Consider the following 15381-nt stretch of genomic DNA (forward strand, 5'->3'; position numbering starts at 1 on the left):
ATAGCTTTATGAAAAAGAATATAATAAAAATAAGTTTAGCTGCGTTAACTGCCTTTGTTTCGTTAACGTCTTGCGACAGAAATTTAGATCAAATCTCATCAATCAATGAAGATCAGGAGCAGGCGATGACGAGACCTGAGACCTTCAGACAGGCTATGGATGGTGCCTATACAGCTCTTAAAGGAGGTGGTTACTATACTAGTGATACAGGAAACCAACTTATCATGGGTGATCTTACCACGGATAACCTTGTTCGTACAACTACGGGAAGAAATACTAATTTTGCTGCATCAAATTTCGAATTTTCATCAGATAATTCACAGACAACAGGACTTTACAGTGCTGCTTATCTTGTCATCAGCAGAACTAACTTTGTTTTGAAATATATCAATAACGGTGTGTTATCTGGAACAGAGAAAGCGAACATGGAAGCTGAGGCAAGAGCGCTTAGAGCAATCGCCCATTTTGATATCGTAAGAGCATATTCACAAATTCCAACTCAATCTGCAGAAGCTAAAAACTCTATAGGGATTTATTATTCAGAAACATATGCTCCTTTAAATAATACATCATCCCGAAACCTGACAGTTGATCAGGTATATGATAAAATTATAGCAGATCTATTATTTGCTGTTGATAATATCACTCAGAATGATGTTGATAAAGGAAGATTAAGCAAAGCTGCTATATATGGATTATTATCAAGAGTAAACCTATATAAAGGTGACTATGCTAATACTATCAAATATGGTGAATTGGCATTAGGAATTTCACCAAGTATTACTCAAAAATCTAATTTCTACAAGATCTGGAAAGAAAAAGAAGGAGATATTAATGATGGAGTTTTATTCCAGGTATCGAATTCTGCAGCTGAGCAAAATACTGTAGGAGTTGCTTACAATCAATCTGTTCCAGCATTAAGATCAGAATTTGTTGTAGATTACGATTTATATACTGCTTATACATCTGATGACGTTAGAAAAGGGGCTTACTTTACTACGGGTACGTATAGTGGGCAAAAATACAACCATGTTACAAAATATGCAGGTATTACTGGTTTGCCATCTAATATAGTCCCGGTAAGATATTTAAGAGGAGCTGAAGTATTGCTAAACGTTGCAGAAGCTTATTACAGATCAGGTAATGGTGCACAAGCTCTTGTTTTATTAAACAAATTAAGAGCAGAAAGATATTCTTCATTTACTCCTGGTACAGAAACAGGACAGGCACTTTTAGATGCTGTATTGAAAGAAAGAAGACTGGAACTTGCATTTGAAAATGACAGATGGTACACATTGAAGAGATTAAACCTTCCGGTTCAGAGATCAGGTAAAGGAGATCTTTTTGACGGTACAGGTACACCTTCTGTAGCACAGACTCTTCCTGCTGGAAATTTCAAATGGCAATGGCCAATTCCTATTACTGCTATTCAGGCAAACCCGAATATTAAGCAGAACGACAAATATTAAGATTAAATTCTAATATATTTTTTAAGAAGAGTCCCAGAAATGGGGCTCTTTTTTTATAGGTATTGCAAATGGATTATCTCAGAATCATTCTGTCCTGATAACTTTTCGGGGTTACTCCTTCTAATTGCTTAAATACTCTCGTGAAATAATTGGTATCTGAAAACCCGGTCTGAAAAGCTGTTTCTTTGATGCTGATCTGGCTGGCAAGCAGTTCTTTTGCCTTGTTGATCCTCTCCTGTAAAATAAAATCATTTGGAGAAGTCCCCAGTTCGTCTTTGAACATTTTAAAGAAATTAGACTTGCTTACATACGCCAGCTTGGCAATACTGTCAATGGATAGTTTCTGGTGTAGATTTCGTTTAATATAATCTACTACAAAGCCTATTCTGGATTTATTCTTAACAATATTCTTTTCCACCATACCTCTTGCCTGGGTCTGCATCAGCCTGATCAGAAGTTCTTTCAATGCAAAATCGGCCATGATATCCTTTTGCGAATTATCATCCATGGCAATTCTCATAATATTATTGGTAGCTGAGGCCAAAGCTTTATTATTAAACAGAAAATATTCATCTAACTGAATATTCCACTGCGAAGTCTCATCCACTTTGGGAAGGTTATAGTTGAGATAATTAAGAGAATCCTCTATAAAATCAGGATTAAGGCTTAAAGAAATACATTGGGTAGGAGTTTCATCAGCTTCAGGAAAATCAATAACCATTGTTTCCCCCGGAGCCACAAGAATACTTTCGCCCGGATAATAATCAAAATAACTGGTCTTATTATCTAGTTTCATATGTTTCTTACCTCTCAGCATTGCTGTAAATGCAATATTCTCGAAATGAAGTTTTACGTCAAAAGCAGCCTTATGGGTCTCATAAATGCTGAATTCGCAATTGTTTAGATTGAATTTCGTCTGGTGTTCAACAAGACTCAATAGCTGGCTTTCCTTACGTAATTCAGGAGTATTTAATAAAATCTTACTATTGTTATTCATTTCTAAATTTTTTTGAAAAGGAGGTAACTCAAATATAGAAAATTTGACAGTACGTTGCTGTTAATAAAATACTAAAATTGAACCCTTTGCACTATTTTACACTTTTTTTATAGGATTGTGCTATATTCTTTTGAGCTTCTCACTGTAATTTGGCTTTATCGAAAAATAAAAACAAGACTAATATGAGCACTATTACAGAACCAAGATCAGCGACACTTTTAGAGCGTCCGGAGTTCAAAAGCAGATATGATAACTATATTGACGGGAAATTTACTCCACCCGTTAAAGGACAGTATTTTGATGTAGTTTCTCCCGTGGATGGGAAGAACTTTACCCAGGTTGCCCATTCCTCCAAAGAAGATTTGGAATTGGCTGTAGATGCCGCAGAAAAAGCATTCCGTACCTGGAAAAACACCTCATCTACAGAAAGAAGTATCATCCTTAATAAAATTGCCGACAGAATAGAGCAGAATCTGGAATACCTTGCTACCGTAGAAACCATAGATAACGGAAAAGCAGTGAGAGAAACACTGGCAGCGGATTTACCTTTGGCGATTGACCATTTCAGGTATTTTGCTTCTGTTATCCGTGCAGACGAAGGATCTCATAACGAACTGGATAAAGACACTGTATCTCTTATCGTTCATGAACCCCTTGGAGTAATTGCACAAATCATCCCATGGAATTTCCCGATCCTCATGGCTGTCTGGAAACTGGCTCCGGCATTGGCAGCTGGAAACTGTGTTGTTTTGAAACCCGCAGAAAGTACCCCCGTTTCCATCATGGTTTTGATGGAACTGATCGGAGACCTTTTACCAGCTGGAGTTATCAATATTGTGAACGGATTTGGAGCAGAACTTGGAAGAGCTTTGGTGACCAATCCGAAAGTAGCCAAAGCCGCATTTACAGGTTCTACCGCTACAGGACGTATGGTGATGCAGTACGCAACTGAAAACATCATTCCTGTGACATTGGAATTAGGAGGAAAATCACCGAATGTTTTTTTCAACTCTGTAATGGACGCCGATGATGAATTTTTAGATAAAGCGATAGAAGGAGCTGTTCTTTTTGCCCTTAACCAGGGAGAAATTTGTACATGCCCTTCAAGATTACTCGTTCAAGAAGATATTGCAGATGCCTTTATTGAAAAGGTAGTCGAAAGAGTAAAAGCCATCAAAGTAGGAAATCCACTGGACAAAACCGTGATGATGGGAGCGCAGGCTTCAAAGATTCAGAAAGATAAAATCCTTTCCTATATCCAGTTGGGAATAGAAGAAGGAGCGGAAGTTTTGGTAGGAGGAGATGTTAACCACCTTGGAGAAGATCTGGAAGACGGATACTACATTCAGCCCACAATTTTCAAGGGAAACAACAGAATGAGAATCTTCCAGGAAGAAATTTTCGGTCCGGTGCTGGCATTTACCACATTCAAAGATGAAGAAGACGCAGTGAAAATTGCCAATGATACCATCTATGGGCTTGGTGCAGGCGTTTGGACAAGGGATGCACACCAGCTGTACAATATTCCCCGTCAGATAGAAGCCGGAAGAGTATGGGTAAACCAATATCACTCTTATCCTGCAGGAGCACCTTTCGGAGGTTACAAACAATCAGGAATAGGAAGAGAAAATCATAAAATGATGCTTGATCATTACCGTCAAACCAAAAACATGCTGATTTCTTATAACAAGAATAAGTTAGGTTTCTTTTAATATTATTTAGGACGTGCCCGATTGCCTTGGCTTTTTCCAGGGCAAAACGGTCGGGCTATGCAGGGCTGCACTTCGTTTCGGTGCTCCATTTTATTCCGCACCGGCTCGTTCCTCGCCGCCCTTACTATCCCTCACGCAGGGAAATATCAGTCTTTTGATCTACATATTCTACATTATTATTGACTTATAAAGACAGTACAAAAATTGAGAACTGTCAATTTACCTCTGGTGATAAAAACTAATAACCCAAAATAACTCTATCAAAAAAATAAAATATGATCCCAAAAACAATGAAAGCGGCGGTAGTCCAAGGCTATGGCCAGCCTCTGAAAATTGAAGAAGTACCCGTAAGAGCACCCGGAAGATACGAAGTTCTTGTCAAAGTAATAGCCTGCGGGGTTTGTCATACAGACCTACATGCTGTAGATGGTGACTGGCCTGCAAAACCCAAGATGCCTCTTATTCCCGGACATGAAGGAGTAGGTATTGTGGTAGCCTGCGGACCTGAATCTTTTGTAAAAGAAGGTGATGCCGTAGGAGTTCCGTGGCTGTACAGTGCATGTGGATGCTGCGATTATTGTATCACAGGATGGGAAACCCTTTGTGAGGCCCAGAAAAACGGAGGCTATAGTGTAGATGGAGGTTTTGCAGAATACGTTATCGCAGACTCAAGATACGTAGGACATTTGAAGTCTGACGTTAATTTTTTGGAGATTGCTCCTATTTTATGCGCCGGAGTAACAGTTTATAAAGGATTGAAGGAAACAGAAACAAAACCTGGAGAATGGGTTGCCATTTCAGGAATTGGCGGGCTGGGACATGTAGCGGTTCAGTATGCCAAAGCAATGGGAATGCATGTAGCAGCCATTGATGTAGCAGATGACAAGCTGGAATTGGCAAAAAAATTAGGGGCAGATCTTGTAGTCAATGCGAAAAATACAGATCCCGGAGAATATTTGCATAAAGAAGTTGGCGGAATGCACGGTGCATTGATTACAGCTGTTTCTCCTATTGCCTTCAAACAGGGAATAGATGTTTTAAGACGAAAAGGAACCATTGCTCTGAATGGTCTTCCTCCCGGCTCTTTTGAACTTCCAATTTTTGAAACGGTTTTAAAAAGGATCACCGTGCGAGGTTCTATCGTAGGAACCCGAAAAGACATGCAGGAAGCATTGGATTTTGCCAATGAAGGATTGGTAAAAGCAACCGTTACTGCCGCAAAACTTGAAGATATCAATGATGTATTCGATAAGATGAAAAAAGGACAGATTGACGGCAGAATCGTTCTGGATATTGCCGGCTCAAATTAATTGATGATGTGTTGCTGATCCCGGCTGAATTTACCTGCCGGGATTTTTTATAACAATAAGGTTTCTAATAAGCTAAAATAAAAATAATGGAAGCAAAAATATCCAGACTTTCCGCAACAGAACAGGCACTTGAAGTGATCCGAAAACTGGAAGAACAATATGGACCTTTAATGTTTTATCAGGCAGGAGGATGCTGCGAAGGCACACAGCCGCAATGTTTTGAAAAGGGAGGATTTTTTCCCCGGATGAATGATGCAATGATCGGAACGATCAATGGATATGAGTTCTGGATAGACCGTGACCTTTTTGAATACTGGAAATATTCACATTTTACATTAGATGTTACAGATGGGTTCGGACCTGGTGGTTTCTCTCTGGAAACTCCCTTGGGTAAGACGTTTAAAGTTCATTACAGACTTTTCACTCCCGATGAATATGAAAACCTGGAGCCTGTAAAACGCAGTGAATAAAACCTTGGGTCTGAGATTGGTTTAAGGCTTTTGAGCAATATAAATAAGCTCTCTTTCAAATTCATATTTGCCTCTCGAAATTCCTCTTTTTAGGATAAAATATTGAGTGATTGCTATTACCGAAGCAACTACCGCGAACATAACGTCTTGTTTATCACCTGTTATATTGGCATATGTTATCACAAAGCAAAAACACAGAATGAAAATCCAGTTCAAGATCTGAAATCCTGATGGAAAAAATTCTACGGATACGGATGATGTGCCATTTTTATCAGAAATAGTTCCACGTAATACAGGATTACTTCTGTTCATATCAAATAGCCTTCCTCTTCTTTTGATTGTAAAACTGTTGACATCGATCATTCCCCGGTATTCAAACCGTGTAGGAATTGTAGTATCTTTTTCCAATGATATGAAAGCTGTATTGGTTTTATAAGTTACTTTCATTAATCTCTTTGTAAGTTCTGAACTGTTGATATTGAGATCAATAGTGAGGCTGTTGTAGAGGCCAATGCTTTTGAAAAATGAGTTCATGGGTTAATAGAAAAATAGTTAAATGCAATCAGACTTTCACAAACCGGTTGACAAACATGGCTGCCACTATATCTCCTACAGCATTCAATACTGTGGCTAAAGGATCTACCAAAGTCCCGATAATCATTACCGCTGGTATTGCTTCCTGAGGCAGTTTGTAAACAGAAATCATCAGCATTTCACCAATATATCCGCCATTAGGAATACCACCAGCCACAATGCTGACAAATACAGTGATTCCCAAAGCCAAAAGCAGGTTGGAAGGATCAAAGAAATCTTTTCCAATAATCAGAAATGCCACATAGATCTTAATGATTGAAGACATTGAAGATCCGTTTTTATGTAGAGTAGTCCCGATAGGAATCACCAGATTGGCAATAGAGTTAGGAATTCCGATTTTTGATGCTGCCTGTAAATTGGCAGGCATGGTTGCAAAACTGCTGCAGGTACTTATTGCGGTAAGAGTAGGGTAGATTGCGTTGGTCCAGAAACTTTTGACTCCTTTCTGCCCATTTGCCATAAAAGCATAAATAGAAAAGAATACAAGAAAATAAATAACACCTGCAATATAATAAAGACCCAGTGGCTTTGCGTAAAATCCAAAAAGTTGAGGTCCTAAAGTCGCTACCTGATAAGCAAAGTAAGCACCCAAACCAATGGGAGCCAGTTTCATGACCAATAAAAGAAGTTCTTTCATCACTTCATACCCTGAAACAATAAAAACCCTGAATGGCTGCCCTTTTTCACCTGTTTTTCTGGCCGCAAATCCTGTTAGAAATGCAAATACGAGAAGAGCAAGCATATTTCTTCTTGAGAAAAGCTCAGTAAATTCCCCTACTGTAAAGAAACTTACAATTCTATTGCCCCATGTATCATCATTAGCTGCTTCAGAAATAATTTCAGAACTCCCTGATACTCCTGAAACCGGGAAAAGATAGACGGCACAGATCGTAAAAACAGCTGCCGTAAGAATAAAGAATAAAAAGGTAAGAGACATCACAAGGATGATCTTTCCAAATTTAGACTGCTGCTCCAAAGAAGAGATAGAATTGGATACAGCAAAAAATACCAAAGGAACTACACTCACAAAAAGAAGATTAAGGAAAATATCCCCCAGAGGTTTTATATATTCCACAAAACCGGGAGCAACAATTCCAATGATGCTTCCAATAGTGATTCCCAAAAGTAAAAATATGATTCCGGAGTAGTTTTTCAGTACCTCTTTCATGTGGTGCTTTTTATCAAAGATAGGTTTATTTTTAACATTTTGTTATACAATTTTCAGACCTAAATTTCATAAATTTGGGTAAACCTCATTTCTATGGCTTATATAGATTACTATAAAATTTTAGGCGTAGATAAAAACGCAACACAGGATGATATCAAAAAGGCCTACCGGAAACAGGCCAGGAAACTTCATCCCGATCTGAACCCTGATGATAAGGAAGCAGAAAGACAGTTCAAAGAATTGAATGAAGCCAATGAAGTACTCAGCAATCCGGAAAACAGATCCAAATACGACAAGTATGGAGAACACTGGAAACACGGTGAAGAATACGAAAAGGCGCAACAGCAGCAGCAAAGACAATATCAACAGCAAAATAATTATGGCGGCGGGTTCTCCGGTGCTGATTTTGGTGATGGGGAAGACTTTTCAGATTTCTTCCAGAATATGTTCGGGGGAGCAGGCGGCGGATTTGGTAAAAGCTCACGAGGAAGAGCTTCCGGAAAATTCAAAGGACAGGATATCAAAGCAGAATTGAATCTGAATCTGAGAGATGCCGCGAAAACCCATCCGCAAACTTTTGATATTAATGGAAAGAAAGTCAGAATCACAATTCCGGCAGGAGTATATGACGGACAGCAGATCAAACTGAAAGGACATGGAAATCCGGGGGTCAATGGAGGTCCAAGCGGAGATCTATATATTACTTTTAATATCCCAGCCGATCCGAATTTTGAAAGAATCGGGGATGACCTGAAAACCAAGGTAACGATTGATTTGTATACCGCCGTTTTAGGTGGAGAAGTGAATGTAAATACTCTGGAAGGAAGTGTAAAACTTAAAGTAAAACCGGAAACCCAAACGGGAATCACCGTAAGGTTGAAGGGAAAAGGTTTTCCTGTCTATAAAAGGGAAGGAGAACATGGAGATCTTTTTGTAACCTATGAAGTGAAACTGCCTACCAACCTTACCGAGAAGCAGAAAGAACTTTTTGAACAACTTAAAAATTCCTAAGCTATGAGTGAAAGAATATCACGGGAAGAACTCGTAAGAATCTATAATATAGAAATCACTTTTTTTGATGAGCTTGTAGACTATGGGCTGCTGAATATACAGATTGAAGACAATATCCATTATCTGATGTATGATGATCTGCCCGATCTGGAAAAATTTGCCAATTGGTATTATGATCTCGAAGTCAATCTTCCCGGTCTTGAAGTGATTCACAATATGCTGAAAAAACTGGATGCACTGAACCGCAGAAACAGGGAGCTGATGAATAAACTTTCGGCAATAAGTGATCAATATGAAGATATTTAGTTTAGTTTTGTAGCTTTTTAAAGCAACTCTATAATTATGAATGAAGAAAAGGTGATTACACTAAAACCGGACAGAAAGATTTTTGAAGATATTTATTTTAGCGGTAATCAGGGAAGTCTGCTTTTTTCATCTACAACGAAAAGTAAAACCATTGCCACTATTGCTGCTGCAGTGATTGTTTTCATCGTTTTTCTTTTGAAAGATTATCTGAGCAAAGAAAGTAAAGGTATTTTATATTTTTTGAGTTTTATATTTTTGCTTTGCGCTGTTTTTCTGTCAGTAAGTGTCAATAAAGTTTCGAGATGGAAAAAACAGGTGAATCATTATTTAAATGTTCTGGAAAAATGTAAAGTATATGAAATCAGATTTGATCAGAATTTTTTCACTGTGAATATTGATGGGGAAAAAGAAACGAGTGAGTGGAAAGATTTTGAATATTTTGACAGCAATAATGAATTTATTTCCCTTGAAGGAAAATACAGCTATATGTTTCCCAGAAAAGCAATGAGTGAGAAAGAATACAGCATTCTTAAAAGTAAATTAAAGGAAAACATCAAGCAATAAAAATAAAAAAACGGAACAAAATTTTGTTCCGTTTTTTTTATGATCTGTAAAGTGGTTTATTACCCTTCTTTATTTTCTTCCAGCCAGCCCATTTCTTTCATCCATTCGTCATTGTAGATTTTTCCTACATATCTTGAACCATGGTCATGAAGTAAAACGACGATCACATCATCTTTAGTGAACTGATCTTTCATCTGAATCAAAGAAGCAATAGCACTTCCTGCAGAATATCCACAGAAAATTCCTTCTTCTTTAGCCAGTTTTCTTGCGTAGATGGCACCATCTTTATCCGTTACTTTTTCAAAATGATCAATCACAGACATATCATAATTCTCAGGAATGATATCTTCCCCGATACCTTCTGTAATATAAGTATAAGCATGGTCGTAGTGCAGTTCTCCAGTTTCGTGGAATTCTTTCAGAATAGAACCGTATGTATCCACTCCGATTACTTTGATGTTCGGATTTTTTTCTTTGAAGAAAGTTCCGCATCCTGTGATAGTACCTCCTGTTCCGGCTCCTACCACAAAGTGAGTCAGGTTTCCTTCAGTCTGTTCCCAGATCTCAGGAGCTGTAGATTCATAATGAGCCGCTCTGTTGGATAAGTTGTCATATTGGTTCACATACCATCCGTTCTCCGTTTCTTTTGCCAGTCTTTTGGAAACTGAATAATAAGAACGCGGGTCAGTAGGTTTTACATCGGTAGGGCAGACAATTACTTCAGCACCTACGGCACGAAGGATGTCACACTTTTCTTTTGACTGCTTGGAATTGGTTACAAAAATACATTTGTAGCCTTTGATGATCGCTGCTAATGCCAGTCCCATTCCTGTATTTCCGGAAGTCCCTTCAATAATGGTTCCTCCTGGTTTTAATCTGCCGTCTTTTTCGGCATCTTCTATCATTTTAAGAGCCATTCTGTCCTTTACTGAGTTTCCAGGATTGAAGGTCTCTACTTTTGCTAATACCAATGCCGGGAAATCTTCACCTAATACTTTGTTAAGCTTTACCAGCGGCGTGTTACCTATAGTTTCAAGGATATTTTTTGCGTATTTCATAAATGTTTTATATGCAGCGCAAAGATAAGGCTTTTAAAATTATCTGCGCTGTGGATAACATGTGGATAAGTTGTGGATAAAGTCAAAAACCCTTGAAAGACAACGAATAACTTTCAATTATCAATTATCAATTATCAATTATCAATTATCAATTTAGTTATACTTAATAACCTTCACAGGTGAGATCTTACTGATCAGGTAGCTCGGAATAATTAAGGCTAATCCTGAAATAAGAAGAATTCCCAATGAGATAGAAATAATTGCGATAGGATTAAGGTCTACCGGAACCGTACTTACATAATAGTTTTCAGGGTTAAGCTTTATGACTCCAAAGAATTTCTGGATTAGAATAAGTCCCAATCCGATAGCGTTTCCATATAAAAGTCCCGGAATCATAATAATCAGGGTATAATTGATGAAGGTAGCTCTTATCTGTGAATTGCTTGCGCCTAATGTTTTAAGAAGGCCAATAGAATTTGTTCTTTCAATAATAAGGATCAGAAGAACCATGATGATATTGATAACCACTACAATCAGCATGATGATGATGATTAAAGCAATGTTGGTATCAAAAATACTGATCCAGTCCGTGATCTGCGGGAATTTCTCAGTCGCTTTTTCAGCGTAGTTTTTATAGCCGATCAACTTTTCAATGCCGGGAAAATCTTTGTCGATATCATTTACATCCTTCAGGAAGATATCTATTCCACCAATTTCATCAGGTTTCATATCCTGAATTTTTCTTGCATGATTAATACCGCCAATAACAAATTGTTCGTCAATGAGCTTGATATCAGTTCTGTAAATTCCGATCACTCTGAATTTACGGTAAAGTGGTTTTTGATCAGCTTTTAAGAATACCGTAACAATACTGTCATTTACTTTAAGGTGAAGGTCATTGGCTACTTTTTGCGAAATAGCAACGTCATTGTTGAAGCCTTTTTCAGTAACTTTTGGAGTAGTACCGGCGATAAGGAATTTTTTAAATCGTAAACTGTCAAAATCTTTTCCGATCCCCTTAAATATAATTCCCGCAAAATTGTGTTCATTACGCATAATTCCGGTAACCGTCACATACTTCTGAGTGCTTTCCACATCCGGAAGTTCTTTTATTTTTGCAATATTGAGTCCCTGATTATCAAGTACGGAAGTATTATAAGAAGAATTTGAGCGCGTTGATCTTACGGTAATATGTCCGCTGAAATCTGCCAGCCTCTCTTTGATAGCTTTTTTTGAACCAAAACCGGTGGCCACAGTAATTAAGGAAACAATAATCCCCAATGCTACGGAAAGCCTGCCAATGAAGATGATAACCCTTGAAAGGTTATTTTTGTTATCTTTGGAAAATGCTATTTTTCTAGAGAAATATAAAGGAAATTTCAAGCTTATGAATTTAGATTTCAAAATTAAAAATTTACTTCTGATTTGCCTAATTTTTTTAGGAGTATTCAATCAATATTATTCTCAGACTCAAGTTCAATCGGATTTTAAAACCGGGGCAGACCAGCCTGAAATGTATTTACCACTCTTAAAAGATAAGACGATAGGAGTAGTAACCAACCAGACGGGTTTGATGAGTGACAAAACTCATCTGGTAGATTTTCTGGTAAAAAACGGAATAAAGATCAAGTCAATTTTTGCTCCGGAACATGGTTTCAGAGGAGATGCTGATGCGGGTGCAAAAGTGAAAAATGGTGTAGACATAAAAACAGGAATCCCGATTGTTTCGCTATATGGAAATAATAAAAAGCCAAAGCCGGAGCAGCTGGCTGGAATTGATATTGTTGTATTTGATATCCAGGATGTTGGGGTGAGATTCTATACCTATATTTCCACTCTGTCTTATCTGATGGAAGCAGGTGCTGAAAATAATGTTGAGATCATGGTATTGGATCGTCCCAATCCGCATGATGGATATACTGACGGACCTGTATTGAGGAAAAAATGGGCAAGTTTTGTAGGAATGCATGAAGTTCCTGTGGTTTACGGGCTTACAATAGGAGAGTATGGAAAAATGGTAAATGGAGAAAAATGGCTGAAAAATGGTGTTCAGGCTAAATATACCCTTATTCAGATGAAGAATTATCATAAAAAGCAACGCTATCCGATGCTAGATAAACCTTCTCCGAATTTACCGAATGATAAAGCAATCAATTTATATCCAAGTCTGTGTTTTTTTGAAGGTACTCAGGTTTCTGTAGGAAGAGGAACAGATCTTCCTTTCCAGATTTATGGTTCTCCATGGACGGAAAATCTTCCTTACCAGTTTACACCAAAGCCAAGCTATGGTGCTAAAGATCCATTCCTGAACGGAAAACTGTGTTATGGCGAAAACCTTTCAGAATATCCTAAAGACTTAAGAGAACTCAATCTTGAATGGGTCATCAAAGCATATCAGAATTATAAAAATCCACAGCAGGATTTCTTCCTTAAAAATCTTTGGTTTGATACCCTGTCCGGAACTGATAATTTCAGAAAACAGATCATTGATGGAAAATCAATTCAGGAAATTAAAAATTCCTGGAAAACAGATCTGGAAAGTTTCGAAAAGATCAGAACCCGGTATGTAGTATATGAAGATTAATTAATCAAAATTTTGAGGCGGATTTTTATCATTTTTGCCCTTATTTAATATAAAGAGCCCGATCGTTAATCCAACAACTCCTGCAAAAGCAGTTAATAAAGCTCTTTGCAATTTGTCAGGCAGATCATTTCCGATATAATTCATTAAAAAAAGGATCACAAAAGTGATCACTAAAATGATAATATGATTTTTTCCGAATAGCTTCATGGTCTTATTTTAATTTATAAGAAATCATTACTCCTCCTCTGTATGGGATGATTTCACCGCTTTTATTGAATTTTTCTGCACGATCATAACGTCTTCCTGTGGTACGGTCATATCCCTTATAAAATCCTTGTGATGTTCCGACTGTTCCGTAAATGTCAAGGTTCCATCGTTCAGATAACTGGAATTGATATCCTGCTGTAACCCCCAGCATAACAGAGAATCCTCTTTGATACAGATTAGAGTTGCGGAGAGTTTCTCCATTCCAGTTTTCAAAAGTATCGTCATTCCAGTAATTCCATTTTGAAGCATTGTAGGCCGCAAAACCTATGTTGGCTCCTACATACCAGTGCTTAAATGCTTCATTAAAATAGTATCTTCCTTCTGCAGATACAGAATAAAACTGTAATTCATGTCCTGAGAAAGACTTCCATGGTGAAATGAAAACATCTCCCTGCAGGGTATATTTTGGGCTGATTTGTTTTTCTATTCCCAGGTTTAAAATTCCTATCGGAGCAAATAAAGCATTTCCTTTTATGTATAAACTTTTATCCTGTCCTCCTTGTTCCTGTTCCTGAGCACTCAATGTAGTTGCTGACAGGAAAGCTAAAATGCCTGCTGCTAATAATTTATATTTCATCCGGTATGTAATATTTTATTTTATTTGCTTTAATAATTCATCTGCTAATTGAGAATCCTTATTGCCTTGAACTGCTATATTTTTAGACATTTCAGCATAGTTTTTTGCCATCTCTTTATTTCCTGTAAGATTATAAAGTTTGGCAAGAATATAAGTGTTTTCTGAAGTTTCACTTCTCATGACAGATTTTTCTGCCCATTCAGTAGCTTTCTTTAATGAAGATGGGTTCTTCACATGATCTGCAAATACCCATGCGGCTCTTAAAAGTTCATTAGGATCAAATAAATCAGAATTTTTATAATAGTCTAAAGCCGCTTTTTCATATTCAGGGAAATTACTGTTCTGCTCATAATAGCTCAGTTTGGTCTGATTCAGTTTTTTAAGAGCAGCTTCTTTTCCTACCAATGGTTCAGCCGTCTTTAAAAAATAGTCATCGTTAATCTTTTTGTTTTTATCATCAATAGACTGTTCTACTATTTTTCCTAATTTCAGCTGAGCATCAAACTCGTTGTAGGTTTCTTCAGGAAGAAATTTAATGATCTCTGCTTTTCTGGATGCGAAAACAGTATAATTGGTGTCTTCTGATGACTTTACGAAATAGAGAAGAAAGCCGATTTCATCTTTTGTAAGTTCCTCAGTTTTCTTTTTATTCTGAAAATATCTTTCGGAAGCCTTTTTGGCAAAGTCATAATCTGTGTTGGCGTTCAGCTTCATAATATTGGTCAGGAATTCCGGATCCTTATCACCACTGGCAAAACGATCTTTCAGTGACCCTTTTTTATTTCCTGGTGAATTGATATCCTGAGCCATAGCCACAAACATGCTCTCTTCCATATAACCGGTATTTCTGGAAACAAGTTCTCCTTCGCCGTTCAGGAAAAGATAAGTAGGATAGGAACGTACGCCAAATTTAGAAGCGATGTCTCTGCCTTCTCCTTTTTCCATATCAAATCTTGCATTGATGAAATTGGTATTGTAATAATCACTCACAGATTTCTGGGTGAAAACATTTTTCTCCATCATTTTACATGGACCACACCATGAAGCATATGCGTCAATAAAAACCAATTTCTTTTCTTTCTTGGCTTTGGCAATAATATCTTTGAATGGCAGCTCCTGAAACTGGATAGCTTCCTGAGCAGAAATAGCGATGGCACAAAAAATAGATATCCCGGAGATGATCTTCTTCATTTTCAAATAAGATTTGTAGGCGAAGATAATTAATTTTAAAAATATAGCATGCTGAATCTGTGGTCTGAACAACGATATTAACTAACTTTAAGACTTACACCTG

At 37.5% G+C, this 15381-nt stretch carries 16 protein-coding genes; 8 read left to right on the forward strand and 8 right to left on the reverse strand.

Annotated features, from left to right (window positions below):
• The first annotated feature begins 8 nt into the window (after positions 1–8).
• On the forward strand, positions 9–1469 hold the full coding sequence (locus tag ACLMCG_RS08820; protein WP_413960589.1) for a RagB/SusD family nutrient uptake outer membrane protein: 1461 nt from the start codon (positions 9–11) through the stop codon (positions 1467–1469).
• 73 nt (positions 1470–1542) lie between these two features.
• Here the strand turns inward: ACLMCG_RS08820 and ACLMCG_RS08825 are convergent, their stop codons facing one another.
• Positions 1543–2466, reverse strand: a complete 924-nt coding sequence (locus tag ACLMCG_RS08825; RefSeq protein ID WP_223599256.1) for an AraC family transcriptional regulator — start codon at positions 2464–2466, stop codon at positions 1543–1545.
• Positions 2467–2648: 182 nt separating this feature from the next.
• On the opposite strand from ACLMCG_RS08825, the gene ACLMCG_RS08830 reads away from it, so the two are divergent.
• The 3 genes from ACLMCG_RS08830 to ACLMCG_RS08840 all read left to right on the forward strand — a co-directional run bounded on the left by ACLMCG_RS08830 (position 2649) and on the right by ACLMCG_RS08840 (position 5958).
• Entirely contained in the window at positions 2649–4178 is a 1530-nt protein-coding gene (locus ACLMCG_RS08830; RefSeq protein WP_413960588.1) for an aldehyde dehydrogenase family protein, read from the forward strand.
• Positions 4179–4453: 275 nt separating this feature from the next.
• Positions 4454–5488, forward strand: a complete 1035-nt coding sequence (gene adhP / locus ACLMCG_RS08835) for an alcohol dehydrogenase AdhP (protein ID WP_223599258.1) — start codon at positions 4454–4456, stop codon at positions 5486–5488.
• Between the two features lie 86 nt (positions 5489–5574).
• Entirely contained in the window at positions 5575–5958 is a 384-nt protein-coding gene (locus ACLMCG_RS08840; protein ID WP_413960587.1) for a DUF779 domain-containing protein, read from the forward strand.
• Between the two features lie 21 nt (positions 5959–5979).
• On the opposite strand, the gene ACLMCG_RS08845 is transcribed toward ACLMCG_RS08840, so the two are convergent.
• Both ACLMCG_RS08845 and ACLMCG_RS08850 read right to left on the reverse strand, forming a co-directional pair.
• Positions 5980–6492: a hypothetical protein gene (locus tag ACLMCG_RS08845; RefSeq protein ID WP_413960586.1), complete on the reverse strand. Its 513-nt coding sequence runs from the start codon at positions 6490–6492 to the stop codon at positions 5980–5982.
• Between the two features lie 28 nt (positions 6493–6520).
• Positions 6521–7720 carry a dicarboxylate/amino acid:cation symporter gene (locus tag ACLMCG_RS08850; RefSeq protein ID WP_413960585.1) on the reverse strand — a complete coding sequence of 400 codons (1200 nt, stop codon included), beginning with the start codon at positions 7718–7720 and terminating at the stop codon, positions 6521–6523.
• Positions 7721–7813: 93 nt separating this feature from the next.
• Here ACLMCG_RS08850 and ACLMCG_RS08855 point away from each other — a divergent pair, with 93 nt between their 5' ends.
• The 3 genes from ACLMCG_RS08855 to ACLMCG_RS08865 are packed head-to-tail and all read left to right on the forward strand — an operon-like array spanning position 7814 to position 9601.
• Positions 7814–8731: a DnaJ C-terminal domain-containing protein gene (locus tag ACLMCG_RS08855; protein ID WP_413960584.1), complete on the forward strand. Its 918-nt coding sequence runs from the start codon at positions 7814–7816 to the stop codon at positions 8729–8731.
• A 3-nt stretch (positions 8732–8734) separates the two neighbouring features.
• Positions 8735–9037 carry a chaperone modulator CbpM gene (locus tag ACLMCG_RS08860; RefSeq protein ID WP_213280285.1) on the forward strand — a complete coding sequence of 101 codons (303 nt, stop codon included), beginning with the start codon at positions 8735–8737 and terminating at the stop codon, positions 9035–9037.
• Between the two features lie 36 nt (positions 9038–9073).
• Positions 9074–9601 carry a hypothetical protein gene (locus ACLMCG_RS08865; RefSeq protein WP_413960583.1) on the forward strand — a complete coding sequence of 176 codons (528 nt, stop codon included), beginning with the start codon at positions 9074–9076 and terminating at the stop codon, positions 9599–9601.
• Positions 9602–9660: 59 nt separating this feature from the next.
• Here ACLMCG_RS08865 and ACLMCG_RS08870 read toward each other — a convergent pair whose 3' ends face one another.
• Positions 9661–10659 carry a PLP-dependent cysteine synthase family protein gene (locus tag ACLMCG_RS08870; protein WP_047387369.1) on the reverse strand — a complete coding sequence of 333 codons (999 nt, stop codon included), beginning with the start codon at positions 10657–10659 and terminating at the stop codon, positions 9661–9663.
• A 153-nt stretch (positions 10660–10812) separates the two neighbouring features.
• Positions 10813–12042 (reverse strand): ABC transporter permease, encoded by a 1230-nt coding sequence (locus ACLMCG_RS08875; protein ID WP_413960582.1) that lies wholly within the window; start codon positions 12040–12042, stop codon positions 10813–10815.
• Positions 12043–12046: 4 nt separating this feature from the next.
• Here ACLMCG_RS08875 and ACLMCG_RS08880 point away from each other — a divergent pair, with 4 nt between their 5' ends.
• A complete protein-coding gene (locus tag ACLMCG_RS08880) occupies positions 12047–13243 on the forward strand; it encodes an exo-beta-N-acetylmuramidase NamZ domain-containing protein (RefSeq protein ID WP_413960581.1) in 1197 nt (398 codons plus the stop codon).
• Here the strand turns inward: ACLMCG_RS08880 and ACLMCG_RS08885 are convergent, their stop codons facing one another.
• From ACLMCG_RS08885 to ACLMCG_RS08895, 3 genes are read right to left on the reverse strand one after another with little or no spacing between them, the layout of a single operon-like run.
• Positions 13244–13450 (reverse strand): hypothetical protein, encoded by a 207-nt coding sequence (locus ACLMCG_RS08885; protein WP_318846965.1) that lies wholly within the window; start codon positions 13448–13450, stop codon positions 13244–13246.
• Between the two features lie 4 nt (positions 13451–13454).
• Positions 13455–14087: a DUF3575 domain-containing protein gene (locus ACLMCG_RS08890; RefSeq protein WP_413960580.1), complete on the reverse strand. Its 633-nt coding sequence runs from the start codon at positions 14085–14087 to the stop codon at positions 13455–13457.
• 15 nt (positions 14088–14102) lie between these two features.
• Positions 14103–15278, reverse strand: coding sequence for a thioredoxin family protein (locus ACLMCG_RS08895; protein WP_413960579.1), 1176 nt, complete (start codon positions 15276–15278; stop codon positions 14103–14105).
• Positions 15279–15381 lie beyond the last annotated feature (103 nt).

The sequence above is a fragment of the Chryseobacterium sp. S90 genome, assembly GCF_047444895.1.
GTDB lineage: Bacteria > Bacteroidota > Bacteroidia > Flavobacteriales > Weeksellaceae > Chryseobacterium.

Coding starts and splice junctions, on each gene's coding strand:
- ACLMCG_RS08820 (WP_413960589.1), top strand. CDS start 9: ATGAAAAAGAATATAATAAAAATAAGTTTAGCTGCGTTAACTGCCTTT.
- ACLMCG_RS08825 (WP_223599256.1), bottom strand. CDS start 2,466: ATGAATAACAATAGTAAGATTTTATTAAATACTCCTGAATTACGTAAG.
- ACLMCG_RS08830 (WP_413960588.1), top strand. CDS start 2,649: ATGAGCACTATTACAGAACCAAGATCAGCGACACTTTTAGAGCGTCCG.
- adhP (WP_223599258.1), top strand. CDS start 4,454: ATGATCCCAAAAACAATGAAAGCGGCGGTAGTCCAAGGCTATGGCCAG.
- ACLMCG_RS08840 (WP_413960587.1), top strand. CDS start 5,575: ATGGAAGCAAAAATATCCAGACTTTCCGCAACAGAACAGGCACTTGAA.
- ACLMCG_RS08845 (WP_413960586.1), bottom strand. CDS start 6,492: ATGAACTCATTTTTCAAAAGCATTGGCCTCTACAACAGCCTCACTATT.
- ACLMCG_RS08850 (WP_413960585.1), bottom strand. CDS start 7,720: ATGAAAGAGGTACTGAAAAACTACTCCGGAATCATATTTTTACTTTTG.
- ACLMCG_RS08855 (WP_413960584.1), top strand. CDS start 7,814: ATGGCTTATATAGATTACTATAAAATTTTAGGCGTAGATAAAAACGCA.
- ACLMCG_RS08860 (WP_213280285.1), top strand. CDS start 8,735: ATGAGTGAAAGAATATCACGGGAAGAACTCGTAAGAATCTATAATATA.
- ACLMCG_RS08865 (WP_413960583.1), top strand. CDS start 9,074: ATGAATGAAGAAAAGGTGATTACACTAAAACCGGACAGAAAGATTTTT.
- ACLMCG_RS08870 (WP_047387369.1), bottom strand. CDS start 10,659: ATGAAATACGCAAAAAATATCCTTGAAACTATAGGTAACACGCCGCTG.
- ACLMCG_RS08880 (WP_413960581.1), top strand. CDS start 12,047: ATGAATTTAGATTTCAAAATTAAAAATTTACTTCTGATTTGCCTAATT.
- ACLMCG_RS08885 (WP_318846965.1), bottom strand. CDS start 13,450: ATGAAGCTATTCGGAAAAAATCATATTATCATTTTAGTGATCACTTTT.
- ACLMCG_RS08890 (WP_413960580.1), bottom strand. CDS start 14,087: ATGAAATATAAATTATTAGCAGCAGGCATTTTAGCTTTCCTGTCAGCA.
- ACLMCG_RS08895 (WP_413960579.1), bottom strand. CDS start 15,278: ATGAAGAAGATCATCTCCGGGATATCTATTTTTTGTGCCATCGCTATT.